The sequence below is a fragment of the Rhodoferax ferrireducens genome (assembly GCF_031458075.1).
Classification (GTDB): domain Bacteria; phylum Pseudomonadota; class Gammaproteobacteria; order Burkholderiales; family Burkholderiaceae_C; genus Rhodoferax_B; species Rhodoferax_B ferrireducens_A.
In genome coordinates this window covers 411,424-436,930 of sequence record NZ_JAVDXT010000004.1, presented here as the reverse complement: position 1 = coordinate 436,930, position 25,507 = coordinate 411,424, and the positions used below count along the sequence as shown (strand labels likewise).

27 protein-coding genes and 1 riboswitch are annotated in these 25,507 nt (G+C 67.0%); of the genes, 13 read left to right on the top strand and 14 right to left on the bottom strand.

What is annotated here, in order from left to right; genetic code table 11:
* Positions 1–79 precede the first annotated feature (79 nt).
* The 4 genes from cobG to cobJ are packed head-to-tail and all read left to right on the top strand — an operon-like array spanning position 80 to position 3,318.
* Positions 80–1,240 carry a precorrin-3B synthase gene (gene cobG / locus J2X19_RS20560; protein WP_310376065.1) on the top strand — a complete coding sequence of 387 codons (1,161 nt, stop codon included), beginning with the start codon at positions 80–82 and terminating at the stop codon, positions 1,238–1,240.
* Positions 1,224–1,856 carry a precorrin-8X methylmutase gene (locus tag J2X19_RS20555; protein ID WP_310376063.1) on the top strand — a complete coding sequence of 211 codons (633 nt, stop codon included), beginning with the start codon at positions 1,224–1,226 and terminating at the stop codon, positions 1,854–1,856. The genes cobG and J2X19_RS20555 overlap by 17 nt, the downstream gene beginning before the upstream one ends.
* The gene (locus J2X19_RS20550) at positions 1,856–2,587 is read left to right on the top strand and encodes a precorrin-2 C(20)-methyltransferase (protein ID WP_310376061.1); all 732 of its coding nucleotides are present in this window, start codon (positions 1,856–1,858) and stop codon (positions 2,585–2,587) included. Before J2X19_RS20555 ends, J2X19_RS20550 begins: the two co-directional genes overlap by 1 nt.
* Positions 2,584–3,318 carry a precorrin-3B C(17)-methyltransferase gene (gene cobJ / locus J2X19_RS20545; RefSeq protein ID WP_310376059.1) on the top strand — a complete coding sequence of 245 codons (735 nt, stop codon included), beginning with the start codon at positions 2,584–2,586 and terminating at the stop codon, positions 3,316–3,318. The genes J2X19_RS20550 and cobJ overlap by 4 nt, the downstream gene beginning before the upstream one ends.
* Here the strand turns inward: cobJ and J2X19_RS20540 are convergent.
* On the bottom strand, positions 3,294–4,043 hold the full coding sequence (locus tag J2X19_RS20540) for a cobalt-precorrin-6A reductase (RefSeq protein ID WP_310376057.1): 750 nt from the start codon (positions 4,041–4,043) through the stop codon (positions 3,294–3,296). The two genes, cobJ and J2X19_RS20540, sit on opposite strands and share 25 nt — an antisense overlap.
* Between J2X19_RS20540 and cbiE the strand changes: the two genes are divergently transcribed.
* The 5 genes from cbiE to J2X19_RS20515 all read left to right on the top strand — a co-directional run bounded on the left by cbiE (position 4,042) and on the right by J2X19_RS20515 (position 7,968).
* Positions 4,042–5,223, top strand: coding sequence for a precorrin-6y C5,15-methyltransferase (decarboxylating) subunit CbiE (gene cbiE, locus J2X19_RS20535; protein WP_310376055.1), 1,182 nt, complete (start codon positions 4,042–4,044; stop codon positions 5,221–5,223). The two genes, J2X19_RS20540 and cbiE, sit on opposite strands and share 2 nt — an antisense overlap.
* Positions 5,220–5,585 carry a cobalamin biosynthesis protein gene (locus J2X19_RS20530; RefSeq protein ID WP_310376053.1) on the top strand — a complete coding sequence of 122 codons (366 nt, stop codon included), beginning with the start codon at positions 5,220–5,222 and terminating at the stop codon, positions 5,583–5,585. Before cbiE ends, J2X19_RS20530 begins: the two co-directional genes overlap by 4 nt.
* Positions 5,582–6,367, top strand: a complete 786-nt coding sequence (gene cobM / locus J2X19_RS20525) for a precorrin-4 C(11)-methyltransferase (protein WP_310376051.1) — start codon at positions 5,582–5,584, stop codon at positions 6,365–6,367. Before J2X19_RS20530 ends, cobM begins: the two co-directional genes overlap by 4 nt.
* A complete protein-coding gene (cobF, locus tag J2X19_RS20520; protein ID WP_310376049.1) occupies positions 6,364–7,119 on the top strand; it encodes a precorrin-6A synthase (deacetylating) in 756 nt (251 codons plus the stop codon). The genes cobM and cobF overlap by 4 nt, the downstream gene beginning before the upstream one ends.
* A gap of 210 nt (positions 7,120–7,329) precedes the next feature.
* A complete protein-coding gene (locus J2X19_RS20515; RefSeq protein ID WP_310376047.1) occupies positions 7,330–7,968 on the top strand; it encodes a LysE family translocator in 639 nt (212 codons plus the stop codon).
* A gap of 315 nt (positions 7,969–8,283) precedes the next feature.
* Here J2X19_RS20515 and J2X19_RS20510 read toward each other — a convergent pair whose 3' ends face one another.
* The 13 genes from J2X19_RS20510 to J2X19_RS20450 form a co-directional block, all read right to left on the bottom strand.
* Positions 8,284–9,120 carry a CbtA family protein gene (locus J2X19_RS20510; RefSeq protein WP_310376045.1) on the bottom strand — a complete coding sequence of 279 codons (837 nt, stop codon included), beginning with the start codon at positions 9,118–9,120 and terminating at the stop codon, positions 8,284–8,286.
* Between the two features lie 155 nt (positions 9,121–9,275).
* Positions 9,276–9,470, bottom strand: coding sequence for a CbtB domain-containing protein (locus tag J2X19_RS20505; RefSeq protein WP_092759215.1), 195 nt, complete (start codon positions 9,468–9,470; stop codon positions 9,276–9,278).
* 70 nt (positions 9,471–9,540) lie between these two features.
* Entirely contained in the window at positions 9,541–9,951 is a 411-nt protein-coding gene (locus J2X19_RS20500) for a DUF1636 family protein (RefSeq protein WP_310376042.1), read from the bottom strand.
* Between the two features lie 22 nt (positions 9,952–9,973).
* A complete protein-coding gene (locus tag J2X19_RS20495; protein WP_310376040.1) occupies positions 9,974–10,585 on the bottom strand; it encodes a vWA domain-containing protein in 612 nt (203 codons plus the stop codon).
* Between the two features lie 68 nt (positions 10,586–10,653).
* Positions 10,654–11,697 carry a magnesium chelatase ATPase subunit I gene (locus tag J2X19_RS20490; protein ID WP_310376038.1) on the bottom strand — a complete coding sequence of 348 codons (1,044 nt, stop codon included), beginning with the start codon at positions 11,695–11,697 and terminating at the stop codon, positions 10,654–10,656.
* Positions 11,694–15,500 carry a cobaltochelatase subunit CobN gene (cobN, locus tag J2X19_RS20485; protein WP_310376036.1) on the bottom strand — a complete coding sequence of 1,269 codons (3,807 nt, stop codon included), beginning with the start codon at positions 15,498–15,500 and terminating at the stop codon, positions 11,694–11,696. The genes J2X19_RS20490 and cobN overlap by 4 nt, the downstream gene beginning before the upstream one ends.
* 8 nt (positions 15,501–15,508) lie before the next feature.
* Positions 15,509–16,555: a cobalamin biosynthesis protein CobW gene (gene cobW, locus J2X19_RS20480; protein WP_310376034.1), complete on the bottom strand. Its 1,047-nt coding sequence runs from the start codon at positions 16,553–16,555 to the stop codon at positions 15,509–15,511.
* Between the two features lie 43 nt (positions 16,556–16,598).
* On the bottom strand, positions 16,599–17,639 hold the full coding sequence (locus J2X19_RS20475) for a FecCD family ABC transporter permease (protein WP_310376032.1): 1,041 nt from the start codon (positions 17,637–17,639) through the stop codon (positions 16,599–16,601).
* Between the two features lie 14 nt (positions 17,640–17,653).
* The gene (locus J2X19_RS20470; RefSeq protein WP_310376030.1) at positions 17,654–18,628 is read right to left on the bottom strand and encodes an ABC transporter substrate-binding protein; all 975 of its coding nucleotides are present in this window, start codon (positions 18,626–18,628) and stop codon (positions 17,654–17,656) included.
* A 29-nt stretch (positions 18,629–18,657) separates the two neighbouring features.
* Positions 18,658–19,497 (bottom strand): ABC transporter ATP-binding protein, encoded by an 840-nt coding sequence (locus J2X19_RS20465; protein ID WP_310376028.1) that lies wholly within the window; start codon positions 19,495–19,497, stop codon positions 18,658–18,660.
* A 29-nt stretch (positions 19,498–19,526) separates the two neighbouring features.
* Positions 19,527–20,096, bottom strand: a complete 570-nt coding sequence (cobO, locus tag J2X19_RS20460) for a cob(I)yrinic acid a,c-diamide adenosyltransferase (RefSeq protein WP_116604232.1) — start codon at positions 20,094–20,096, stop codon at positions 19,527–19,529.
* Between the two features lie 20 nt (positions 20,097–20,116).
* A complete protein-coding gene (locus tag J2X19_RS20455) occupies positions 20,117–21,406 on the bottom strand; it encodes a cobyrinic acid a,c-diamide synthase CobB (RefSeq protein ID WP_310376026.1) in 1,290 nt (429 codons plus the stop codon).
* Positions 21,407–21,610: 204 nt separating this feature from the next.
* Positions 21,611–21,814: riboswitch (cobalamin riboswitch) on the bottom strand.
* Between the two features lie 30 nt (positions 21,815–21,844).
* Complete coding sequence (locus J2X19_RS20450; protein ID WP_310376025.1) at positions 21,845–22,741, bottom strand: LysR family transcriptional regulator ArgP; 897 nt, start codon at positions 22,739–22,741, stop codon at positions 21,845–21,847.
* Between the two features lie 135 nt (positions 22,742–22,876).
* Between J2X19_RS20450 and J2X19_RS20445 the strand changes: the two genes are divergently transcribed.
* The 4 genes from J2X19_RS20445 to J2X19_RS20430 are packed head-to-tail and all read left to right on the top strand — an operon-like array spanning position 22,877 to position 25,477.
* Positions 22,877–23,563 (top strand): ABC transporter permease, encoded by a 687-nt coding sequence (locus J2X19_RS20445; RefSeq protein WP_310376022.1) that lies wholly within the window; start codon positions 22,877–22,879, stop codon positions 23,561–23,563.
* Positions 23,563–24,276, top strand: coding sequence for an ABC transporter permease (locus J2X19_RS20440; RefSeq protein WP_310376020.1), 714 nt, complete (start codon positions 23,563–23,565; stop codon positions 24,274–24,276). The genes J2X19_RS20445 and J2X19_RS20440 overlap by 1 nt, the downstream gene beginning before the upstream one ends.
* Before the next feature lie 11 nt (positions 24,277–24,287).
* Positions 24,288–25,064: an ABC transporter ATP-binding protein gene (locus J2X19_RS20435; protein ID WP_310376018.1), complete on the top strand. Its 777-nt coding sequence runs from the start codon at positions 24,288–24,290 to the stop codon at positions 25,062–25,064.
* On the top strand, positions 25,061–25,477 hold the full coding sequence (locus J2X19_RS20430) for an ACT domain-containing protein (protein WP_310376016.1): 417 nt from the start codon (positions 25,061–25,063) through the stop codon (positions 25,475–25,477). The genes J2X19_RS20435 and J2X19_RS20430 overlap by 4 nt, the downstream gene beginning before the upstream one ends.
* The last annotated feature ends 30 nt before the right edge of the window (positions 25,478–25,507 follow it).

Sequence of the window (25,507 nt, the reverse complement as noted above, 5' to 3'; positions counted from 1 at the left end):
CCGCCTTTCCCCAGAATTCGCACCACACACCACCCAGAACCAGCCGCCCCGGATGCGAACCGCCGTAGCCCCTCCTCCCATGCATCCCGCCCCAGCACCGCAGATCAAAGGCTGGTGCCCGGGTGCGCTGCGCCCGATGCTGTCGGGCGACGGCCTGGTGGTGCGGGTACGACCGCATGCGGGCAGGCTCACATCGGTCCAGGCCGCCGGCATCGCCGCGCTGGCCCACCAGTACGGCAACGGCATGCTGGACCTGACCAGCCGCGCCAACCTGCAGCTGCGCGGTATCGCTCCCGAGGCCCATGCGGCAGTGCTGCAAGGCCTGCAGACACTCGGCCTGGTGGATAGCAGCGCCGACAGCGAATCCCGCCGCAACATCCTGGTCACGCCTTTCTGGCAGCCGGATGACGGCACGCAGCGCATCGCCGCCACGCTGGCCCAGGCCCTGGCCGCCCCCGACGCCCCCGCCCTGCCCGGCAAGTTCGGCTTTGCGGTGGACGGTGGCGCGCAGGCCGTGCTGCGCGCCAATCCGGCCGACATCCGCATCGAACGCGGCACCGGCGGCTACACCGTGCGCGCCGACGGCTATGCCACGGGTGCCAACATCGGCATCGAAGAAGCCGTACCCGCCGCGATGGCGCTTGCGCACTGGTTCCTGGCGCAACGCGGTGGACTGAACCGCATGGCGGCACTGGCCCCATTGCATGCGCTACCCGAGCGATTCCAGGCCGCCACCGACTTTGTGCCGTCCGCCCCCAAACCCCGGCCCGGCCCGGTCGCGGCTGGCTGGCTGGTGGGCGCCGAATTTGGCCAACTGCAGGCCGAGACCCTGGCCGCCCTGTCCACGCTGGGTGCGCTGCGCATGACGCCCTGGCAGATGCTGCTGATCGAAGGCCTGCAGCACGCACCTGCGTTGCCCGCGCTGGTCACCCAGGCCCATGATGCGCGCATGCGCGTCGTCGCCTGCACCGGCGCCCCAGGCTGCCTGCAGGCCGCCGCCGCCACCCGTCCACTGGCCCGCGCACTGGCGCCGCAGGTGCCCGCCGGCCGGCTGTTGCATGTCTCTGGCTGCAGCAAGGGCTGCGCCCATCCGCGCGCGGCGCTGACGCTGGTAGCCACGCCTGCGGGCTTTAACCTGATACGCCACGGCACAGCAGCGTCTACCCCCGATCTGCTGGCCTTGGCCCCCGAAATGATTGCTTCCTATTTGTTCCCGACGTCCGATGCCCCACGTATTTGAAACCGATGGCACTGCCATCTACCGCCAGTCCTTCGCCATCATCCGGGCCGAGGCCGATCTGGCCCGCTTCAACCCCATCGAAGAACTGGCCGTCGTCCGCATGATCCACGCCACCGGCATGGTGGGCCTGGAAGCCCATGTGCGATTCTCTGAAGGCATGGCCGAAGCCGCGCGCACGGCACTGGAGGCCGGTGCGCCCATACTGTGCGACGTGCGCATGGTCAGCGAAGGCATCACCCGCAGCCGCCTGCCGGCCAATAACCAGGTTATCTGCACGCTGAACGATCCGTCGGTACGCGAGCTGGCCCAGGCCATGGCGACCACCCGCAGCGCCGCTGCGCTGGAGTTGTGGCGGCCGCACCTAGCCGGCGCGGTAGTGGCCATCGGCAATGCACCGACCGCACTGTTCCATCTGCTGAACATGCTGCAAGACCCGGCCTGCCCGCGCCCCGCGGCCATCATCGGTTGTCCCGTAGGCTTTGTCGGGGCCGCAGAATCCAAGGCCGCGCTGATGGCTGCGCCGCCGGCACCGGCGCTGGTAGTGCAAGGCCGGCTCGGCGGCTCGGCCATCACGGTTGCCGCGGTCAACGCGCTGGCCAGCCGGAGCGAAATCTGATGGGTACTATCCTCTGCGCCGGCCTCGGCCCTGGCGACCCGGACCTGATGAGCGTGCGCGCCGACCGCGCGATCCGCGCCGCCGGCCACGTGGCCTACTTCCGCAAGAAAGGCCGCCCCGGCCAGGCCCGGCGCATCGTCGAAGGCATGCTGGCGCCAGGCGTGACCGAGTACGCGATGGAATATCCGGTGACTACCGAACTGCCCTTTGATAGCCCCGAGTACATCGCCTGCCTGGCCCACTTTTACGATGACTGGGCCAACCGCCTGGCAACGCTGGCGCAGACCAAGGACGTGCTGGTGCTGTGCGAGGGCGACCCGTTCTTCTATGGCTCGTTCATGCACCTGTACACCCGTCTCCAAGGCCGGGCCGAGGTGCAGGTGATTCCCGGCATTCCCGGCATGGTCGGCTGCTGGTCGGCCACCGGCACGCCGATCACCTGGGGCGACGATGTGCTGGTGGTGCTGATGGGCACGCTGCCCGAGGCCGAACTGCTGCGCCACATGCAATCGGCCGACGCCCTGGTGATCATGAAGACCGGCCGCAACCTGCCCCGCGTGCGCAGCGCGCTGGCCGCCGCCGGACGGCTCGACCAGGCCTGGCTGGTCGAGCGCGGCACCATGCCGGGCGAGCGCGTCGTGCCGCTGTCCGAAGTGGACGGCACCGACTGCCCCTATTTCGCCATCGTGCTGGTACACGGCCAGGGACGCCGCCCCGAGGTGATCGAATGAGCGGCTGGCTGTGCATTGCGGGTCTTGGCCCGGGCGACCCGCATCTGGTCACACCCGAAGTCACCGCCGCAATTGATGCCGCCACCGACGTGGTCGGCTACATCCCCTACGTGGCCCGCATCGCGCCGCGCGCCGGACTCACGCTGCATCCGTCCGACAACCGGGTAGAACTGGACCGGGCCGCCGCCGCGCTGGCCATGGCCGCCGCAGGCCGCCAGGTGGTCGTAGTTTCTTCCGGCGACCCAGGAGTTTTTGCGATGGCCTCGGCAGTGTTCGAAGCCCTGGAAAACCAACCCGACTGGCAGCAGCTGGACATCCGCGTGCTGCCCGGCATCACCGCCATGCTGGCGGCAGCGGCCCGCGCTGGCGCGCCGCTGGGCCACGACTTCTGCGCCATCAACCTCAGCGACAACCTCAAGCCCGCCAGCCTGATCGAAGCGCGGGTGCGCGCCGCGGCCGAGGCCGACTTTGCGATGGCCTTCTACAACCCGCGCTCGGCCAGTCGACCGCACACCTTTGGCCGCATCCTGGCGCTGCTGCGCAGCATCTGCGGCCCGGACCGGCTGATCACCTTTGCCCGCGCGGTGTCCACGCCCGACGAGCAGATCCGCACCGTCAGCCTGGCGGAGGCCACACCCGAGATGGCTGATATGCGCACCGTGGTGCTGGTCGGCAATGCCGCCACGCGCCGCGTTGGCCGCTTTGTCTACACCCCGCGGTCGGCGGTATGAGCGGCGATCCAATCCACCACCTCGGCCACGCTGGCAACAGTGGCGCGCTTGGGAATGAGCGGCCGGTCGATCAAGACCACCGGCAGGCCCAGCGCCCGCGCGGCCAGCAGCTTGGCCTCGGCACCGCTGCCACCGGCGTTCTTGGCCACCACGTGGGTGATGCCATGGGCCAGCATCAGCGCGCGGTCACCTTGCTCGGTGAACGGGCCGCGGGCCAGCACCACCTCGGCGTTCGCCAAAGGCAGATCGGGCACGGCATCGACCAGGCGCAGCAAATAACGATGCTGGGGCAGACGTGCAAACGGCGCCAGCTGCTGGCGCCCGATGGCCAGAAACACATGGGCCGGCGCAGCGGGCAAGGCGGCCACGGCGGCACCAATGTCTGGCACGTGCTGCCAGGCATCGCCAGCCTGCGCCACCCAGGCCGGGCGCTCCAGGGCCAGCAGCGGAATACGCGCCTCGCCACAGGCGACGATGGCGTGGCAGCTCATCTGCGCGGCGAACGGGTGCGTGGCATCCACCACCTGCGTGATGCGGTTTTCGCGCAGCCAGGCCAGCAGGCCCACAGCCCCACCGAAGCCGCCCACCCGCGTTGGCAACGGCTGGGCGATGGGCGCCTCGGTGCGGCCGGCATACGAAAATATGGCATCGACACCCGCCTCGGCCAGTGCACAGGCCAACTGGCTGGCTTCGGTGGTTCCACCCAGAACAAGGATGCGGGACATGGCTGAGCGCTGGCTTTCTATCATTGGTATGGGCGAGGACGGGTTGGCAGGATTGTCGGCTACCAGCCGCGACGCTCTGGATGCCGCCCACACCGTATTCGGCGGGCCGCGCCATCTGGCCTTGGCCGAGGTGGGCACACGCGGCCAGGCCTGGCCTGTGCCCTTCGACGTCGCACCGGTGCTGGCCTTGCGCGGCCAGGCGGTGGCGGTGCTGGCCTCGGGTGACCCGTTCTGGTTTGGTGCCGGTGGCAGCCTGGCGGCGCATCTGGCGTCGGATGAGTGGATGGCCTATCCAGCGCCCTCCACCTTCGCCCTGGCCGCTGCGCGGCTGGGCTGGCGACTCGAAGACGTGCACTGCCATGGTCTGCACGCCACCGCCTTTGAAAGTACCCGCTCGTCCTTGCAACGCGGCGCGCGGCTGCTCTGCCTGCTGCGCGACGGCGCGGCGGTGGGTGACTTCGCGCGCTGGCTGGACGGGCAAGGCTGTGGCGCATCGTCGCTGTGGGTGCTGGAAGCGCTGGGCGGGCCGCGCGAGCGCATCCGCAGCAGCAGCGCCACAGGTTTCGATCTGGATGGCATCGTGGCGCCGGTCGCGGTGGCCGTAGAGGTAGCAGGCGCACTCGGCCTGCCGCGCAGTCCCGGCCTGCCCGAAACCCACTTTGCGCATGACGGCCAGATCACCAAGGCCCCGGTGCGCGCACTGACGCTGGCCGCGCTGGCGCCGCGGCCGGGTGAGCATCTGTGGGACATAGGCGCTGGCTCGGGCTCGGTCTCTGTGGAATGGTGCCTGGCCGGTGGGCGTGCCACCGCCATCGAACAGCACGCAGCGCGGGTTGCCAACATCCGTACCAACATCGCCCGCTTTGGCCTGGGCAAGGCCATGCAGGTGCTCGAAGGCCTGGCACCGCAGGCACTGGCCGGCCTGGCCGCACCGCAGGCGATTTTTGTCGGCGGCGGTTTCAACCTGGCGCTGTTCGCGGCGCTGCAATCGCTGGCGCCTGCGGGTTGTCGCCTGGTGGTGAATGCGGTCACGCTGGAGACCGAATCCGCGCTGGCCCAGCTGCACCTGCAGCACGGCGGCAGTCTGCTGCGCATCGATCTGGCCCATTCGGCCCCGCTGGGCACGATGCGCGGCTGGTCACCGGTGCGCCCGGTAGTGCAGTGGAGCACCACGCTGTGAAGGTAGCCGGTCTGGGCTTTCGGGCCCAGGCCAGTGTGGCATCGCTGCGCAGCGCCTTGCAGGCTGCGGGCAACAGCACCGGCCTCAGCGCACTGGCAACGGCCGAAGACAAAGCCCACGCCCCCGCGCTGCTGCAGTTGGCCAAGGAACTAGGACTACCGGTAATCGCGGTACCACTAACCGCACTGCAGCAGCAGACCGCCACCGCCAGCCCCTACGTGCCCGCACGCTACGGCAGCCACAGCCTGGCCGAAGCGGCAGCGCTGGCAGCGGCCGGCCCTGGCGCGCGGCTGCTCGCGGCCCGCGCCGTGTCCGCCGACAGCTTGGCCACCGCTGCGATCGCGGAAAATACCGGGCTATGACTGTCCACTTTATCGGTGCCGGCCCCGGCGCCCCCGACCTCTTGACCCTGCGCGGCCGCGACCTGATCGCCGCCTGCCCCGTCTGCCTGTACGCAGGCTCCCTGGTACCCGAAGGTGTGCTGGCCCACTGCCCGCCCGGCGTGCGGCTGGTGAACACCGCGCCCATGTCGCTGGACAGCATCATCGAAGAAATCAGCGCCGCCCACGCACAAGGCCAGGACGTGGCGCGCCTGCATTCGGGCGACCTGTCGGTCTGGTCGGCCATGGGTGAACAGCTGCGCCGGCTGCGCGCCGCTGGCATCCCCTACACCGTCACGCCCGGCGTGCCATCGTTTGCGGCAGCTGCCGCGACGCTGGGCGCCGAGTTGACCTTGCCCGGCCTGGCGCAATCGGTGGTGCTAACCCGCACCTCGGGCCGCGCCTCGGCCATGCCCGAGGGCGAAGCGCTGGCGAATTTCGCGGCCACGGGCGCGGTGCTGGCGATCCACCTGTCGGTGCACGTGCTGGCGCGGGTTGTGGCCGAGCTGAGCCCGCACTACGGCGCCGATTGCCCAGTCGCCGTGGTCTGGCGCGCCAGCTGGCCGGACGAGCGCGTGGTGCGCGGAACGCTGGCCACCATAGAGGCAGCCGTCGGCGACAGCATGGAACGCACCGCGCTGATCCTGGTCGGCCACACCCTGGGCGCCGAGGACTTCGCCACCAGCCGCCTGTATGCCGGCGACTACGACCGCCGCTACCGCCCGCTAGGCACCGCGCCGCGCTTTCCGGCGGGTACCGAGTGAATATCGACCTCTGCCTGGTCGGCATAGGCACCGGCAACCCCGACCATGTAACCCGGCAAGGCGTGCAGGCGCTCAATGCCGCCGACCTGATTCTGGTGCCGCGCAAAGGTGCGGGCAAAGCCGACCTGGCCGAGCTGCGCCTGCAGCTGTGCGGGGCGCTCGTTACCAACCCCGCTACGCAGGTGGTCGGCTTTGACATGCCGGTGCGCGATGCCGACGACCCCGACTACCCCGCCGCAGTGCACCGCTGGCATGACGCGATTGCCGAAGTGTGGCTGGCCACCATCCGCACCCACCTACCCGCAGGTGGCCGCGTGGCCTTGCTGGTGTGGGGTGACCCCTCGCTGTACGACAGCACCTTGCGCATCGCGGAGCGCCTGGCGGTGCAACTGCCGCTGAAGGTCTCTGTGGTGCCTGGCATCACCGCGCTGCAGGCGCTAACCGCCGCGCATGCCATTGCGCTGAACGACATCAATGCCCCCGTCACCATCACCACCGGCCGCCAGCTGCGCGACCACGGCTGGCCCCCAAGCGCCGACACTGTTGCCGTAATGCTGGACGGGGCCTGCGCGTTTCAGCACCTGGTGCCGGAGGGCATCACCATCTGGTGGGGCGCCTACCTGGGCATGCCGCAGCAGCTGTGCATCGCCGGGCCACTGGCCGAGGTGGGCGAAAGGATTCAGGCGGAGCGGCAGGCGGCGCGGGCGGCGCATGGATGGATCATGGATACGTATTTGATGCGGCGGGGATAGGCTGCTTGACTTGAAGCAGACATTCGGCAACCAATGCCCAAGGTCAAATTTGGAACCCAAACCGACCTCGCCACTGCTCCGAAGCTGACCTTGCAACTCGCGCCTGCAAGACGAGGTACAAGGCATCCTTTATGCAAGTATTCTGTAGGATGGTTCCTTGTAAATAGCGGTGGTGCAGCGATGCTTGCCACCTCAACATTCGGAGTTCATATGCTTCCCGACACGCCTTTGCTCCTGGCTTTTGTGGGTGCCAGCCTGGTGTTGGCCATCACCCCCGGACCCGCCGTCGTCTACATCGTGGCCCGTACTTTGGCGCAGGGTCGCGCATGCGGTCTTGCATCCGTACTGGGCGTCGCGCTTGGCAATCTCTCCAATGCGTTGGGAGCTGCGCTCGGCCTGGCCGCCTTGTTCGCCGTGTCATCGGCCGCTTTCACCGCAGTGAAATGGACCGGCGCCGCCTACCTCGTGTATCTCGGTATCCGGATGTGGAGGACGGCGTCGCCAGTCGCCGACGCAACGCCGCAGGCGCTGGCGCAGCCCTTGCGGCGCGTCTTTCGAGATGGCTTCATGGTCGCGCTGCTGAACCCAAAAACCACTTTGTTCTTCGCCGCCTTCCTGCCGCAGTTCATGGACGCTCATGGCAACCCGCTGATGCAGACCGTTGCGCTCGGTGGTGTTTTCGTTGGTATTGCTTGCTGCACCGACGTCATCTATGTGCTAACAGCAAGTCTCGTCGCTCCGCGCCTGAGACGGGCTGCATGGGGCGGCCGCTGGGGTAACCGGCTCGCGGGAACATCATTTATCGGTTTGGGCGTGCTCACGGCCATGGGCACCCGCCCCGCGCGCTGACGCTCGCTCTCATCCGCGCCGAACGGCGGCTTCTGGCGGCGGGTCGCTAAGAATCGTCATTCACACGCATCACATTTCTCTATTGCTTAGAAAATCAAGTCAAATACCCGGCTAGCGCAGATGTAACCAGCGCAATCAGCTATTAAAAAAGTAGAAAATCGGAACTAAGCTCACAGATACTCACCAACCATCGCCATACCCAATCTGGGCATATTTCTGGCAATCACTTGGTTGCATCCAAATCCGCAACCACGCTACGGAGTGCTGACCACGGCGGGGCCCGTGGTCAGCGCAGCCCACCATACCGTTACCCTGCTAGCGAACTGCGTTCACCGCCTTCGCATCGGCCACGTCAGCACCCTTCAGAACGGCCAACAAGCTCGGACGCACCCAGCGCTGGAAAGCCAGGCCGGACACCACGCCCATAGTCACCCAGAAGGACACTGCCACCCAGCTGGTGGCCCAGATGAACTGCTTACCCAATTGCTTCAGCGCCGCATGCGCTTCGGGGCCGTAGCCGGCCAGGGCATCGCCTTCCAGCTCAGGGGCACCGACCACGAACGGCAGCGCCAGTAGCGCTACAGCGGCGATCCAGCGCCAGGCGCCACGGCCAAAGCCCAGCACCGCGCAGGCCAGGGCGGCGCTGCCCATGGACAGCAGCCACCAGAGCTGGCGCGCATGCAAGGGCGCGGCTTCCATGCCTGGCACTTCAGCGTGCAGGCCTAGGGACGGCCACAGGTTGAAGCTGATGCCACCGGCAGCGGCCACCAGGCAGGCCAGCGGCAGGGATGCCAGCTTGGTGCCGCGCTGGTACACCCACACGCCCATCACAGCAAACACCAGCAAAGCCATGCTGAAAGCGTGCAGCACATTGGCCACCCAGGTCCAGCCGATGCGCTCGGCGCCATTGGCAGGCTCCCATTCCGCGGCGCCGCCGTGTTCATACTCGTGTTCGTGTTCATGCGCAACGGCCGTGGCCTGCGCAGGTGCAGTCAGCGTATCGGTGGGCGCAGGCGCTTCGGCCTTTTGCCCTTCATAGACTTCGGCGGCCAGAATCAGCGGCGCGGCCTGCAGGCGCTGCACGCCGGTTTCTACACTGCCCACGACCACGGCAACGGCCAGACCGGCCCATACCAATTTTTGAAAAATCATCTCTTCTCCCGGTAAATGTCGTTAAACCAAGTCACAGCCAGAACGCACGCCTTCCAGAAACACCGCAGAACTGGCTTTGCCAGGCTGCAGGTGTTGCCCCCTGCAAGGGGGTTGGCGAAAAGTGCGTAGCACTGCAGCCTGGGGGTGAGCCAAATCTAGTGGCAAGGCTTGACGGTGATGTGGCGCACGTCGTGCGCGGCGTTGTGCATCAGCGGGCTCTCGGCGAAAGCCACGCCGTACAGCACGACAAGCCCTAGGGCGGCGCCGGCGGCGAGTTGCAACAACAGGCTGCGCGTCGCGCTGGAGGTGCGGGGCAGTTCGGTGGTGGTGGACGGGTTGGATGGCTGCATGCGATGCTCCTTTTGAAAAACCAGATAAATGCACCCGTGGGGCTACGGATGCGCTGCGAAAAAACTATTGCTAACTGGTAGCCAACCCCAGCGGGGGCAGGCGCGCCAGGATGCCGCTGCGCAGGCGCTCGGGCCGCTCTTTGCGCAACAGGTTACCGTCGGCGCTGTCGGCGTGCAACTGCGCGCAGGCCAGCACCTGGGCAGCGGTGACCTCATCGGCCACCAGATCGCCAAAGTAGTAGGTGTATTTGCCCGCAGCCTGCAGTGCCACGGTGCAGGCACGCGCGCAGCCGCTCATGCAAGCCAGGCCGCGCACGCGGATGCGCGCCTGCTGGGTAGCGTCCAGATCCCAGGTGGCGACCTGCACGGCTTCCAGCAGTGCCTCGCCGGCAGCCGGTACGTCGCGCGACACACCGGCGGGCCTGCAAGTGGTGCAGATGATGAGCTCGGTCACGGTGGGTTCAGAAACAAATTCGGTCATGGGTATCGGCATATTTGAATAATTAAGTGGGTGCACTGGCCAGACGGTACTCCGCGCCCCAGCGCTCGGCCCAGGCGGCACAGCGGCCTATCGCCGGCGAGCGGTCGTCAAAATCCAGCACCACCGCGTGCTCGGTGCCCCGCGGCGCGGCCGGCTGTTCCAGGGTGCGGCCATCGCTCAGCAGCCACAACCAGGCCGGCCCTATGCCGCTGCGCCGCTGGGCCTGCGCCAGCAAAGTGTTCGCCACGTCCAATGCCCGCCGCAGCGGTGTGCCACCGCCGCCACCGCACTGGCGTACCCGTGCCGCACCGGCGGCCCGCGCCGGGCCCGGGGGTACCACCAGTTCCACACCACTGCCACCGAAACACAGCAGGCCCACGTGGTCGCCGGCACGCGCTGCTTGCTCGATCAGGCGGGCCGCATGGCCTTTGGCCAGCGCCAGGCGGCCGCCCTGGCGCATCGAGCCCGAGGTGTCCAGCAGGATCAGATGCAGGCGCGGCACGGCCACCGCCTGCGGCTGGTAACGCAGGTGCTCGCGCTGCAGCGCCTGCGGGCCTTTGGCCAACAGGGTACGCAGCCAGGCAATCACCGCAGTGTCGCCCAGGGCTTGCACCGCCGGCTTGAGCGGCGGCAATGCACTTGAAAAGGGTTTGCGCCACCGCACACTGCCGGCCGATGTGGGCGGCCGGCGGGTGTGGTGGCTCAGGCTTTTTTTGCGGGCCAGGCTCCTGTAGACAGCACACGGGTGGTGGGCGTGGGCTGCGGCGGCAGCGCGCCCCAGTCGCCCTCGGAGCTGGGCGTGGCAGCGGGGGCGGGCGGCTTGTCTGAGCGCGGACCGCTGTTGTCGTTGGCAGAAGGCGCTGTGCGGTTGGTAGAGGGCTCCACCGTGCGCCGATGCGCCAGCGCCAATTCGGCCACGGCGTCGACGTCCTGCGTGCTCACCGCGTCGCGGCCTTCCAACGCGGCCAAGGCCCGCGCAGCGCGCAGCATCACCAGGTCGGCCCGCATGCCATCGACACCGGCGGCCAGGGCCAGCGCGGCGGCATGTTGCAACACGGCGTCCGGCCACGCCAGGCGCGGCAGCGCAGCCCGGGCCGCAGCCACGGTATCCGCCAGCTGGCGCAGCTGCGCCGCATGGGCTGCGGTCAGCGCCTGCGGGTCTTCGTCGAAAGCCAGGCGGGTGCGCAGAATCTCTTGCCGCTGCTGTGGATCGCTAGGGTTGCCCAGCAAAACCGACAGGCCAAACCGGTCGAGCAGCTGTGGCCGCAGTTCGCCTTCTTCGGGGTTCATCGTGCCGACCAGCGCAAACCGCGCGGCATGCTGCTGCGAGATACCGTCGCGCTCCACGGTGTTGATGCCGCTGGCGGCCACGTCCAGCAGCGCATCGACCAGCGCATCGGGCAGCAGATTCACCTCGTCCACATACAGCACGCCGTTGTGGGCGCGCGCCACCAGGCCCGGCGCCAGGCGCAGCTGGCCATCACGCAAAACGTCTTCCACATTCAGCGTGCCCACCAACTGCTCCAGGCTGGCAGCCAGCGGCAGGGTGACAAACGGCGCCTCCGGCAGCATGGCGGCCAATGCCCGCGCGGCCGTGGATTTGGCGGTGCCGCGCGGGCCGCTGACCAGCACGCCGCCGATGCGTGGATCGATGGCCACCAGCAGCAAGGCGCGCTGCAGCAACGGCTGGCCTACCAAGGCGGTGAACGGGAATGCCACGCGTGCGGCAGATTGAACAGTGCTCATCGCATAGCCCCTTTTTCTAATACTTCTTCAGATGCTTCCAACTGCTGCTCCAAGGCCAGCAGATGGTCTTCAATGCGTGTGCGCTGGTCGCCCGGTTCGGCCCAGAGGCCGCGGTCCATCGCTTCCAGCAGGCGCTCTCCGATGCTGCGCAGCGCCAGCGGGTTGTACTGCAACAGGAAATCGCGGGTGGCAGCGTCGTGCACATAGGCATCGGCCACCAGCGCGTACTGGTGGTCGCCCACCACGCCGGTGGTGGCGTCAAAGGCAAACAGAAAATCCACGGTGGCGGCGATCTCGAACGCGCCCTTGTAGCCGTGGCGCTTGATGCCGTCCAGCCACTTGGGATTGACCGCTCGCGATCGCACGACCCGCGCCACCTCTTCCCCCAGCGTGCGGATGCGCGGCGCACCGGGCACACTGAAGTCGCCGTGGTACAGCGCGGCAGGCGTGCCGCCCAGGTGCTCCACCGCGGCGGCCATGCCGCCCATGAACTGGTAGTAGTCGCCGGAATCCAGAATGTCGTGCTCGCGGTTGTCCTGGTTGTGCAGCACCGCGTCCAGCCCGGCGAGGCGCTGGGCAAACGCCTCGGGCGCTTTGGTTCCGTGCGCGTCCTGCCCATAGGCAAAGGCACCGGCGCGCAAATAGGCTTCGGCCAGCTCCGAACGCTCGGTCCAATTGCCGCTGGCGATGTTGGCCTGCAAACCCGCACCATAGCCGCCGGGCCGTGGCCCGAACACGCGCCAGGTGGAGGCCCGCTCGGCGTCCGCTTCCGACTGCCCTGCGGCTTGCGCTTGCGCAGCCTCGGCCTGCACGCGTACGCGGATGGGATTCACGTCGTCCGGCTCATCCTCCACCGCAATGGCGGCCACGGCACGCACGGCGGTGTCGAACAGGTCGATCACATTGGGGAATGCATCGCGGAAGAAGCCAGAGACGCGCAGCGTCACGTCCACGCGCGGGCGGCCCAGCACGGTCATGGGCATGACTTCAATGTCCACCACGCGATTGCTGCCCGCCGCCCACTTGGGCCGCACGCCCAGCAGCGAGAAGGCCTGGGCCACATCTTCGCCGCCGGTGCGCATGGTGCTGGTGCCCCAGACCGACAAGCCCATGGCCTTAGGGTACGCGCCGTGGTCTTGCAGGTGCCGCTCCACCACCCGGTCTGCACCCTTGGCGCCCATGGCGTAGGCGGTTTGGGTGGGGATGGCACGCGTGTCCACCGAATAGAAGTTGCGCCCGGTGGGCAGCACATCCGGCCGGCCGCGTGACGGCGCGCCGCTGGGGCCGGGAGGGATAAAGCGCCCGTCCAAGCCGCGCAGCAGCTGGCCGATTTCATTCGGGCCACAGGCATCCAGACGCGGGGCGAGTATGGTGTGCAGGCGCTCCAGCACCTGGCCGGTGTGGGGCCACAGCGCGGGCGCAAGCGCTGCGCCGTCTTGCACCAACTGCACGGCCAGCAACTCCAGCCGCTCACGGGTGTGGCCTGCATGGCGCCAGGGGTCGGCGCTCAAGGCTTGCAAGACCTGCGGGCGCTCACCGGTCCACGGCGCGGCCCAGTCGTGGCTGAGCGCATCAAAGTCTTGCAGCCCCAGGTCGTGTGCCAAGGCGACTGTCAGGCTGCCTTGCGCGGCACCTGCGCCGCCAGGGTAACGGGCCAGCGCCACCAGGGTGTCCACGCGTTGGCGCCCAGTGGGAGACTGGCCGAAGACGTGCAGGCCGTCGCGGATCTGCGATTCCTTGATCTCGCACAGGTAGGCATCGAGGCGGCGCAACAGCGCGTCGCGCTGTGCATCATCGACAGGCTTGGTGAAGCCCAGTTCTTCGTGCAGGCCGTCTGCCAACACTTTTTCGAGAATGCTGGCGCGCAGCAACTTGGCGCGGCGCGGGTCGAGCGACAAGGCTTCGTAGTACTCGTCCATACGGCCTTCGAGCTGCTGCAAGGGACCATAGGTTTCGGCCCGGGTCATGGCCGGCATCAGGTGGTCGATGATGACAGCCTGGGTGCGGCGCTTGGCCTGCGCGCCCTCGCCTGGGTCGTTGACGATGAAGGGGTACAGGTGCGGCAGCGGGCCCAGGATGGCATCGGGCCAGCAGGCGGCGCCCAGCGCCACGCTTTTGCCGGGCAGCCATTCCAGGTTGCCGTGCTTGCCCACATGCACCACTGCATCCACCGCGTAGGCGCGGCGCAGCCAGAAGTAAAAGGCCAGGTAGTTGTGGGTGGGCACCAGATCGGCATCGTGGTAGGTGGCGACCAGGTCCAGGTCGCGCCCGCGGGCCGGCTGGTTGCCTACGAACACATTGCCATAGCGCTGGCCCGACACCATGAAGCGGCCGGCGCGCACCAGCGGGTCCTGCTCTGGCGGGCCCCACAGCGCGTTGATGGCGGCCTGGCTCTCGGGCGGCAGGGCGGCAAAGTCTTGCAGGTAGTCCGCCATGGCCAGGCTTTGGCCTGCGGGGCGGTCGTTGTTGGCGTCCAGATTGTTGGTGATGCCGCGCACCAGGTCGGCCATCAGCGCGTCGCCGTGCTGCGGCACATCGCCAGTGGCATAGCCCGCGGCCTGCAGGGCTTGCAAGATGACCACGGTGGACGCGGGCGTGTCCAGTCCCACGCCATTGGCCAGGCGGGAGTCGTCATTCGGGTAATTGGCCAGCACCAGGGCCACGCGCTTTTCACTACATTTTTTATAGCGCAACGCGCACCAGCGACGGGCGAGAGCGGCCACATAGGCAATACGCTCGGGCTCGGGCTGGTAACGCACCACGTCGATCTCGGCGCGCTCGCAGCGCCAGGCCAGGCCTTTGAAGCTGATGGGCCGGGTGCCGATGCGGCCGTCCACCTCGGGCAGCACGATTTGCATGGCCAGGTCGCGCGGGGTGAGGCCGTGCGGGTCGTCTTGCCACTGGGTTTGCGAGCAGCCTGCGGTGATGAGCTGCAACACCGGCGCGTCGCCTGCCAGCAGCACGGGCTGCACTTCGGCACCACTGTCGTTGCCGTCCATCGCACCCACAGCAAAGCTGGTGGCGTTGAGCACCACGTCCACCCTGTGCTCTTGGGCCAGCGATTGCAGCAGCGCCATGCTGGCGGGATTTTTGAGCGAGTCCAGCGCCACGGCCAGGGTGTTGAGGCCCTCCTCGGCCAGCGCGGCCAGCATGGCATCAAACACCGCCGTGTTGCCTGCCTGCAAATGTGCCTTGTAAAACACCAACAGGGCCACGGGTGCGCCAGCGCGCCAGGGGGCCAAGGGCACAGCGGGTGCGTAGCGCATGGCGGCGGGCAACGCTGCGGGTGGCGCGGGGCGCTCGCCCTGGCCGAATGCAGCGTGGGCGATGAGCTGAAAAAAGTTCTGGGCGTTGTCGCGTCCGCCTTCGCGCAGGCAGCGCCACAGGTGGTTGCAGTCGTCTTGTGTGGCGGTGCTGCGCAGCAGGAGCTGCGCGTCTTCCACAGATTCGCCCGACACCATCACCAGCCACTGGCCGCGCGCCTGGGCGGATGCGCACACCTGGTCCACGATGTAGGCCCAGTCGCTGGGGCTGCCCAGGTGCTCGATGACGATGGCTTTGGCGTGGCGCAGCACGTCGTCCATGTACAAATCGGTAGACGCGGGCTGGCGCAGCCACATCAGGTTGGCCAGGCGTACGCTCGGGAAATCAAGCGGCAGGTTGCTGGCCACCTCGGCCAGGAGCGACAAGGTGGTGTCCGCCACGGTGAGCACTACGATGTCGCCCGGCGTTTGCTCCACGCGCACGATGCCGTTGCCATCGTCTTCGACATGGCCGCCGGGGCGGGTGGAGAGCAAATGCATGGAGTCCCTTACGCCAATGCGGCTTGCAACTCGGCTTGCAGGGTGGCGGCCTCAAGATGGTCGCCAATGAACACCAGTCGGGTGGCACGTGTCTCATCGGCGCGCCAGGCGCGGTCGAAGTAGCTGTCAAAGCGCTGGCCCACGCCCTGCACCACCAGGCGCATGGCCGCGCCCGGCACAGCCACAAAGCCTTTGACGCGGTAGATCTCGTGGCGCTGTACCAGGGCGGCCAAGGCGGTGAGCAGCTTGGCGCGGTCCGTCACTTCCAGCGCAATCGACACCGAATCGAAAGCATCATGGTCGTGGTCTTCTTCCGCGTCGTGGTGGGTTTTACGGGCGTCGATCACGTCTTCCACCGCGCGCTCCAGGCCCAGCAGCACATCCATGGGCACCTGGCCGTGCGATGCCCGCACCAGCTTCACACCGGCAGGCGCTTCTGCCCGGATGGTGGCTTCCACCGCTGCGAGCGCGGCTGCATCCATGCCATCCACCTTGTGCACGATCACCAGGTCGGCCGTGGCCAACTGGTCTTCGAACAATTCGTGCAGCGGTGAATCGTGGTCCAGGTTGTCGTCGGCGCGGCGCTGGGCATCCACAGCCACAGGGTCGTCGGCAAAATCGCCAGCGGCCACGGCCGGCGCGTCCACCACGGTGATCACCGCGTCCACGGTGAAGGCATTGCGCAGCGCGGGCCACTGGAAGGCCTGCACCAGCGGCTTGGGCAGGGCCAGGCCAGAGGTCTCGATAACCAGATAGTCGATCTGGTCGCGGCGCGCGGCCAGCTGCTCCATCACCGGGGCAAATTCTTCTTGCACCGTGCAGCACAGGCAGCCGTTGGCCAGCTCGAACAGCTGGCCGTTTTCGACACCGTTTTCGTCACAGCCAATGCCGCAGCCGCGCAGCAGTTCGCCGTCAATGCCCAGCTCGCCAAACTCGTTGACGATGACCGCAATGCGGCGGCCTTGGGCGTTGGTCAGCAGGTTGCGCAGGAGGGTGGTCTTGCCACTGCCCAGAAAGCCGGTGACGATGGTGGCGGGGATCTTGCGGGTTTGCATGGTGCAGTCTTTCAAAACAGAATTCAAAGAATAAAAAGTGCTGTCACGCCGCGTCGGGCTGGTGCAGCAAGTTGTACATCACAAACAGCGCGCCCAGGCTGGCGGTGATGATGCCCACCGGCAGCTCCTGCGGCGCCAGCACGGTGCGGCAGACCACATCGCTGAGCAACAGCAGCAGCGCGCCCATCAGCACCGCCAGGCCCAGCATGCCACGGTGCAAGGCGCCGGCCAGCGCACGCGCCAAATGCGGCACCATCAAGCCCACAAAGCCGATCACGCCCGACACCGCCACAAAGCAGGCGGTGGCAAATGCGCAGACCACAAACACCTGGATGCGCAGGCGCTGCGGGTTGATGCCCAGGCTGTGCGCGGTGTTCTCGCCGGCCAGCATCGCATCCAGTGCGCCCAGCTTGCGCCAGCAAAAAACCGCCAGCACCAGCAGGCCCAGCAAGGGCACAAACAGGTTGTCCCAACGCGCCGAACCCAGGCCCCCCATGGTCCAGAACAGCACCGACTGCGCAGCCCGCTGGTCGCCGAAAAAGGTGAAGTAATAGGTCAGCGCGGTGAACAAGAAGGACACCGACAGGCCCGCCAGAATCATCCGCTCCGGCGTGTGGCTGCGGTAACGGCGCAGCAGCAACAAGACGACGGCCACCGAGGCCATGCCGCCCACAAACGCCGCCAGCGGCAGCGTCCAGATGCCCAGCACCTCGCCGGTCAGCGTGATCACCGCCACCGCCCCCGCGGCCGAGCCGGAGGACAGGCCGAACAGATACGGGTCGGACAAGTCATTGCGCGTGGCCGTCTGCAGCAAGGCGCCCACCAGTGCCAGGCCGCCACCGACCAGGATGGCCAGCAGCATGCGCGGCAGGCGCAGATCGACCACGATGCGGTCCACCATGCTGTAGCGCGCATCGCCTGCGCCGCTGAGCAGCAGGCCCAGGCTGTGCCCCACCTCAGACAGGCCCACGGGGGTAGACCCAGACACCACCGACACCATGCCTACGCAGACCAGCGCCACCAACAGCAGCGCCACGCGCACCGGTGCAGGTCCGCCGGTCAGCCAGCGGGATACAGACGGCATGGTGGTCGAGGTGCTCAACGGGTGGCTGCCTTGGCGATCTTTTCGATGGCGCCGATATTGGCCGGGCCGGGCGTCAGCTCTTCATAGCGCAGGGCTACAAAACGCTTGTTCTTTACCGCATCGGTGTGCTGCATCAGCGGATGCTTTTGCAGGAGCTGCAGCAGCTTGTCGGCGCCGCCGTCGTTCTGGTAGTCCAGCAGCACCAGGAACTCGGGGTTGCGCGCGGCCACCGCCTCCCACGACACCGTGCCCCAGCTGGTTTCCACATCGTCCATCACATTGCGGCCGCCAGCGGCCTCCATCATGGCGGTGGGAATGGCGTACTTACCTGCGGTGAAGGGCTTGTCTTCGCCCGAATCGAAAAGGAACATGCGCAAGGGCTGCTTGCCCGCGGCTTTGGGCAGGCGCGCCAGACGCTGCTTCCAGCCCTCTATCTGGGCCTTGGCTTCGGCCTCTTTGCCGAAGATGGTGCCCAGCTTGAGGTAGTCGCCGTACAGCAGGTCCATGGATGCGCGCGGGCGTGCCTTGTCCACATGGATGCAGCTCTCGGACAACACCAAAGTGGGGATCTTGTACTTCTGCAGCGTGGTCGGCGTGACGTCGCCGCCCACCTTCATGCCGTAGTTCCAGCCGGCAAAAAAGAAATCGGGGTTGGCGGCCAGGATGTTTTCCAGGGTCGGCTGTTTGGGTGCAATCTCGCGGATGTTGCCCAGCGCCTGTTTGAACTCGGGGCTCATCTTGTACCAGCCGCTGATGCCGCTGACACCCACCATGCTCTTTTGCAAGCCCAGCGACAGCGCCATATCGGTCATATTGATGTCGTGGATCAGCGCGGCCTTGGGCGGTGCGGCGAAAGTGAGTTTTTCACCGCAGCTGTCTACCGTCACCGGGAAGGTCTGGGCCTGCACGCCGGCAACCCACAGCGATGCCGCACCCAGCAGCAGATGCACAACAGGGCGGAACTTCCAACGACGCACGGTAGATGCCATGGTTTTTTCTTTGCTTCAAGGGTTAAACATCAGTGTGCCCGCGGCCGGGCATGGGGCCGCGTGGTATGCAGCGGCTTGTGTGCGGTTTGCGGCGACTCGAACACCGCAATCTCATGCGCGCGGTGCGGCAGCGGCAGGTAGAAAACGTCCATGCCAAAGTTGCCCAGCACGAGCTCTTTGGTCAACACCTTGGACGGCAGGTCTTCGGCCACCACCCGGCCCTGGCCCAGCAGCAGCACACGGTGGGCGAAACGCTGCACCAGGCTCAGCTCGTGCAGGGCCGCCACCACGGTCACGCCCAGCCCGGTCAGCAGGTCCAGCATGTCGGCGCGGGTACGCAGATCGAGGTGGTTGGTGGGCTCGTCCAGCAGCAGGATGCGCGGCTGCTGCGCGATGGCGCGGGCGATGGCGGCCCGTTGCTGCTCGCCGCCCGACAGGCTGCGCATCAGGCGGTCCTGCAACCCGTCCAGCCGGCAGCGCTGCAGTGCGTCGCTGACCACTTGCGTGTTTTCATCGCGGCTGGCCTCGGGATACGGCGTGCGGCCCAGGGCCACGTAGTCGCGTACCCGCAGCTGGCCATGCACCTGCTCGTGCTGGTGCACCACCGCCAGCTGGCGCGCGCGCTGCATGCCGGGCATCTGCGCGAGATCCTGGCCACCCACCAGCACCCGGCCTGCGCTGGGTTGAAGCCGTCCAGCCATCACCTGCAGCAGGCTGGTCTTGCCCGAACCGTTCGGCCCCACCAGCGCGATGTGTGCACCAAACGGCACGGACACCGAGACCTGGCTCAGCACCGCTTTGTCCTGCCGCTGCAGCGACACGGACTGCACTTCCAGCAGTGGTTGGGCGGAGAAATTCGGGGTGGTCATGGTGGGGTGGTCATGGCTGCAGCAAACGCTCAGTCTTCGATGCCGCGCTGCGCGGGCACGCCGGCCTTGAAATGGTGCTTGATCAGCGTCATCTCGGTCACCGTGTCGGCCAGCTCGACCAGCTCGGCGGGTGCGCCGCGGCCGGTCAGCACCACGTGTACATGGGGCGGACGTTCGCGCAAGCAGGCCAGCACCGGCTCCAGTGCGATCCAGCCATAGCGCAGCGGGTACATGATTTCGTCCAGCACCACCATGAAATGTTCGCCAGCGCGCACCGTGGCCTCGGCCTGGGCCCAGCCGGCCTGGGCCAGCTCGGCCGAATGGTCGAGGTCGCGGCTCTTCCAGCTGAAGCCGTCGCCCAGGCCGACGATGGGAATGCCGAGCTGCTCAAACAAGCGGTGCTCGCCAAAACGCGCGGTCGGCACCTTCATGAACTGGTAGACCTTGACCGTCTTGCCGCGGCCATGGGCGCGCAGGGCCAGGCCGAAGGCGGCCGTGCTCTTGCCCTTGCCGGTGCCGGTGTGGACGATGACCAGGCCGCGCCGTTCGCCCTGGGGCTTGGGGGTGTCGCGCAGCAGCGGGGGAGATTCAATTTCCATGGGGTTGTCCTTGTGAAGAGTCAGCCGGGCGCAAACAACTGCGCCACGGCGCCGGGGTGGGACGGAAAGTACAGGTGCATGAACGAGGCATGCATGCGACGGCTGCGGTACACCGGCTCGGCGTGGCTGCGTTCGCGCTGCGGCGCGGTAAAGGCCACGGCGGGCAGCGTACTGTCCATGCGCGCGTGGTGGAAGCTGTGGCCGCGCAGACGGCCCTCGGGCAGCTGCACTGCGTGCATGCCCAGGTTCACGAAGCGCTTTTGCAAGGCACCGGTGCCGGGCAGCAGGCCCCACATGGGCACCGGCACGCCATCGTGGCCGGCCAGGCTGTCCAGCAGCGCCAGCATGCCGCCGCATTCGGCGACGATGGGTTTGCCCTGCGCGTGGTGGCTACGAATAGCCTCGCGCATCCCAGTGTTGGCCTGCAGGGTGTGCAGATGCAGCTCGGGGTAGCCGCCGGGCAGGTACAGGCTGTGCGCATCGGGCAAGGCGGCATCGGCCAGCGGCGAAAAGAACACCAGCTCGGCACCCAGCGCACGCAAGCAGTCCAGATTGGCGGTGTACAAGAAAGAAAAGGCCGCGTCGCGCGCCACCGCGATGCGCACACCGGCCAGCAACGGCGGTAACGGCTCGGCGACCACCGGCTCAAAACGCACCGGGCTGGCCATACCCTCGACGCTGGGGCCGATGGCCTGGGCGGCCTGGGCAATGCGCTCGTCCAGCTGCGCGACTTCAGACGCCTGCACCAAACCCAGGTGGCGCTCGGGCAGGCTGTAGCTGGCCGAGCGGGGCATGGCGCCGAACCAGCGCAGGCCGGCGGGCAGGCTGTCTTTCAGCATCTGGGCATGGCTGTCGCTACCGACGCGGTTGGCCAGCACGCCGGCAAACTGCAGGCCGGGGCGGTAGCTGCACAGGCCATGGGCCACGGCGCCAAAGGTCTGGGCCATGGACGATCCATCGATCACCGCCAGCACCGGCAAGCCCAGCGCCTGGGCCAGATCGGCGCTGCTGGGCGTGCCATCGAACAAGCCCATCACGCCTTCCACCAGGATCACATCGGACTCGGCGGCAGCCGCATGCAGCAGCGCCCGGCACCCGGCCTCGCCCACCATCCACAGGTCCAGCTGGTAGACAGGGTGGCCGCTGGCGCGCTCCAGCACCATGGGGTCCAGAAAGTCGGGGCCGGTCTTGAACACGCGCACGCGCCGGCCCTGGCTGCGGTGCCAGGCGGCCAGCGCAGCCGTGACCGTGGTCTTGCCCTGGCCGGAGGCCGGGGCGGACACCAGCAGTGCGTCGCACACTTTAGGCATCAAATTGCCCGCCAGCGCATATTCCACCTGCGCGAGCAGCTATAAATTTGGTAGTACATGGTTCAGCCCCACACGCCCGCCGCGCGACAAGATGGATCGGTGTGACCCGGGGGCAAAGAGATCAGAAGGCGCAGGCGCAGACGGAGCAATGTCCGGCACACCATGGAGCCCGCTGACACCCGCCCACCGCAAGGTCACGCTATGGTTGGCAGGCCGGTATCCGGGCTCACGAGGGAAAAGGGGGACTTTTCTGCGGGGCCACCTTCCCATGCATTGGATGCACAGTGGCAGATAAGGCCGCGCTTTGGCTCGCTTACCGTTGCGGGGGCAGCGTCGGCATCGCACCGACTTCCCGTTTAATCCTCCAAACCCAAGAACATATCCAAGGGCTGAAAGACACCTGCTAACGTCGTTCGAGTGTACCAGCCGCCCCGCAGGCTAGACCCGCAGCCCACTTTGCACAGCCTGCTTCAGCGCCGCGCCGATCAGGTCCAGGAAGGCCGAGCGCATGCGCCAGCGATGCCAGTACAAGGCCACGTCCAGGTGCTGGCCGGGCAGGATGTCCAGCAGCTCGCCAGCGGCAATGCCCTCGGCCACCAGGGCTTCGGGCGCCAGACCCCAGCCCAGGCCGCGCTTCACCGCATGCACAAAGCCGCGCACCGAGGGGATGTAGTGCGTGGGCGACAGCTGGGCGGTGTTGGCCAATTGGGCGATGAACAGGTCGTGCAGCCTGTCCTTGCGGTTGAAGCCCAGCATGGGCGCGCGGTGCAACGCCTCCTCGCGGTCGGCCGCCGCAAAATGGATCTGCGCAAACGCCGGCGAGGCCACGGCCACGTAGCGCATCACGCCCAGGGTTTCGGCGGTGCAGCCGTGGATGGGCTCGGCGCTGGAGCTGACCGCGCCCATCACCGTGCCCTCGCGCAGCAGGATGGCCGAATGGTCCTGGTCTTCGACGCGGATGTCCAGGCACACCGGCAGGCCCGGCGGCAACAGCTCGAATACCTGCAGAAACCAGGTTTCCAGCGAATCCACGTTCACCGCAATCGGCACCCGCTGGGTGGCGCCGCCCAGCATCTCGGGCGCGCCGACCTCGCTCAGCATCTCGGCCTCCAGCATCGCCACCTGCTCGGCATGGCGGGCCAACACCATGCCGGCGCTGGTGGCCTGGGTGGGCGTGGAGCGCTGCAGCAGCACCTGGCCGAGATGGGCTTCCAGCTGCTTGACGCGCTGGCTGATGGCAGATGGCGTGACGTGCAGGCGCTTGGCGGCGGCCTCGAAGCTGCCCTCGCGCAGCACCGTGGCAAAAGCCGAAAGATGGGCGTTGTCTATCTTCATTATTTAGAAATACTAAACCATCGTTAAAAAAATTAGTTTTATTTCTTTCTGCTTTGCCACTAACCTGCGGCTCCCTGGCGACCGGCGGTGCATCCGTAGCCGCTATCGCTTGTTTGTTCTTCCAAAGGACCTCCTTTGAACGATTACTACGCATCCATTCTTCACGGCGCGGTGCTCACAGTCGGCATCTCCCTGGCCGCCCTGGTGGTCTCGGTGCTGCTGGGCCTGCTGGGCGCTGCCGCCAAGCTCTCGGGCCGGCCGGTGCTGGTGGTCCCCGCCACGCTGTACACCACCGTGATCCGCGGCATCCCCGACCTGGTCTTGATGCTGCTGGTGTTCTACGGCGGCACGATTGGCGTGAATGCCCTGCTGGAGATGGCCGGCAGCGAGGCGACGCTGGACCTGAACCCGTTCTTCGCCGGGGTCCTGACCCTGGGTTTCATCTACGGCGCCTACATGACCGAGACTTTCCGCGGCGCCATCATGGCGATCCCGCGCGGCCAGTTCGAAGCCGCTGCGGCCTTCGGCATGGGCCCCAAGCAGGCGTTCCTGCGCATCACGGCCCCGCAGATGGTGCGCTATGCCCTGCCCGGCTTTACCAATAACTGGCTGGTGCTGATCAAGGCCACGGCCCTGGTGAGCCTGATCGGCCTGCAGGAGATGACCTATTTGGCCAAGCAGGCCAGTGCGGCCACCCGTTCGCCGTTTGCCTTCCTGCTGTTTGCGGGTGGGCTGTTCCTGGTCTACACCTGGGTGTCGCTGCAGGTGCTGCGCAAGCTCAACGAGCGCTATAGCCTCGGAACCAAGAGGATTAGCTTGTAATGAACTGGGAAGTCATATTCCGGGCCGAGAGCCTGGCGATGTTCGGCGAAGGCATCCTGACCACCTTGTGGCTGCTGTGCGCCTCGGTGGCCATCGGTGCGGTGCTGGCCCTGCTGTTTGCGCTGGCACTGACCAGCAACAGCGCCTTCTTGCGCCGGCTGGTGGGCGCCTATACCTTTGTGATCCGCGGCACGCCGCTGCTGATCCAGGTGTATCTGATTTACTACGGCCTGGCCCAGCTGGACTGGATCCAGGCGCGCTGGGACACGCTGTGGCCCTGGGTGTACTTCAAGGACGCGTTCTTCTGCGCGCTGCTGGCGTTTGCGCTAAACACCGCCGGCTATACCGCCGAGATGCTGGCCGGGGCCATCCGCGAGACCAACGCGGGCGAGATCGAGGCTGCGCAGTCGTTTGGCATGGGCCGCTTCAAGATCCTGGCCCGGGTGGTGCTGCCCAGCGCCATGCGGCGCACCCTGCCGGCCTATAGCAACGAGGTGGTGATGATGCTGCAAAGCACCAGCCTGGCCAGTGCGGTGCCGGGGCTGCTGGATGTGACGGCGGCAGCCAGCCGCATCTATTCCGATTTTTACCTGCCGTTCGAGGCCTATTTGTTTGCCGCCGCGATCTACCTGGTCGGCACCTTTGCCTTGATTGCCATGTTCCGGCTGGCGGAACGGCATTTCTTGGCTTATTTGGCTCCGCGTAGAAAGTAAGGACGCACCCCATGACGACCCCATCCCTGAAACTCCAGGCCATCGACATCCACAAGAAGTTCGGCTCCAACGAGGTGCTCAAAGGCGTGTCACTCGAGGCCCGCGCCGGCGACGTGATCAGCATCATCGGCAGCTCGGGCTCGGGCAAGAGCACCTTTCTGCGCTGCATGAACCTGCTGGAGAAGCCGAACGCCGGGCGCATCGTCGTCGCCGGTGAAGAGCTGAAGCTGGTGGCCGACAAGAACGGTGAACTGGTGGCTGCCGAGGCCAAGCAGCTGCAGCGCATGCGCACCCGGCTGGCCATGGTGTTCCAGCATTTCAACCTGTGGGCGCATATGACGGTGCTGCAGAACATCATCGAAGCGCCCATCCACGTACTCGGCGTGTCCAAGGACGAAGCCATCGAGCGCGCCCGCAAATATTTGAAGCTGGTCGATCTGCAGGGCAAGGAAGACAGCTACCCGGCCCATATGAGCGGCGGCCAGCAGCAGCGGGTAGCGATTGCCCGGGCCCTGGCCATCGAGCCCGAGGTGATGCTGTTCGACGAGCCCACCAGCGCGCTCGACCCCGAGCTGGTGTCCGAGGTGCTGAAGGTGATGCAGACCCTGGCCCAGGAAGGCCGGACCATGGTGGTGGTCACCCACGAGATGGGCTTTGCCCGTGAGGTAGCCAACCACCTGGTGTTTCTGCACAAGGGCTGCATCGAAGAGCAAGGCGTGCCGCGCGAGGTGCTGGGCCAGCCCAAGAGCGTGCGGCTGCAGCAGTTCTTGTCGGGTAGCTTGAAGTGAACGCCATCACCTCGCCGATCAGCGATTTGCCGACGCTGCTGGCCCACATGGAGCCCACGCTGAACCCCGGCAGCTATGCGTTTTGCAGCGTGGACCCGGGCAGTACCATCACCCTCGGCGACGTGGTCGCCACGGTGCGCGAGCCCGAAGGCCTGTCCATCGTGCTGCCCGAGGCCCGGGCACTGGAACTACAACTGACGCCGCTGTTCCGCTGCGCCTGGATCACGCTGACCGTGCACTCCGACCTGCAGGCCGTCGGCCTGACCGCCGCGTTTGCCAGGGCGCTGGGGGATGCGGGCATCAGCTGCAACGTGGTCGCCGGCGCCTGCCATGACCACATCTTTGTGCCTGTGGAGCGGGCCGAGGATGCGATGGCTGCCCTGCGGCAGCTGCAGCACAACGCTACGTTTTAAATAGCGCCTCGCGCTGATGGAATAAGCGCC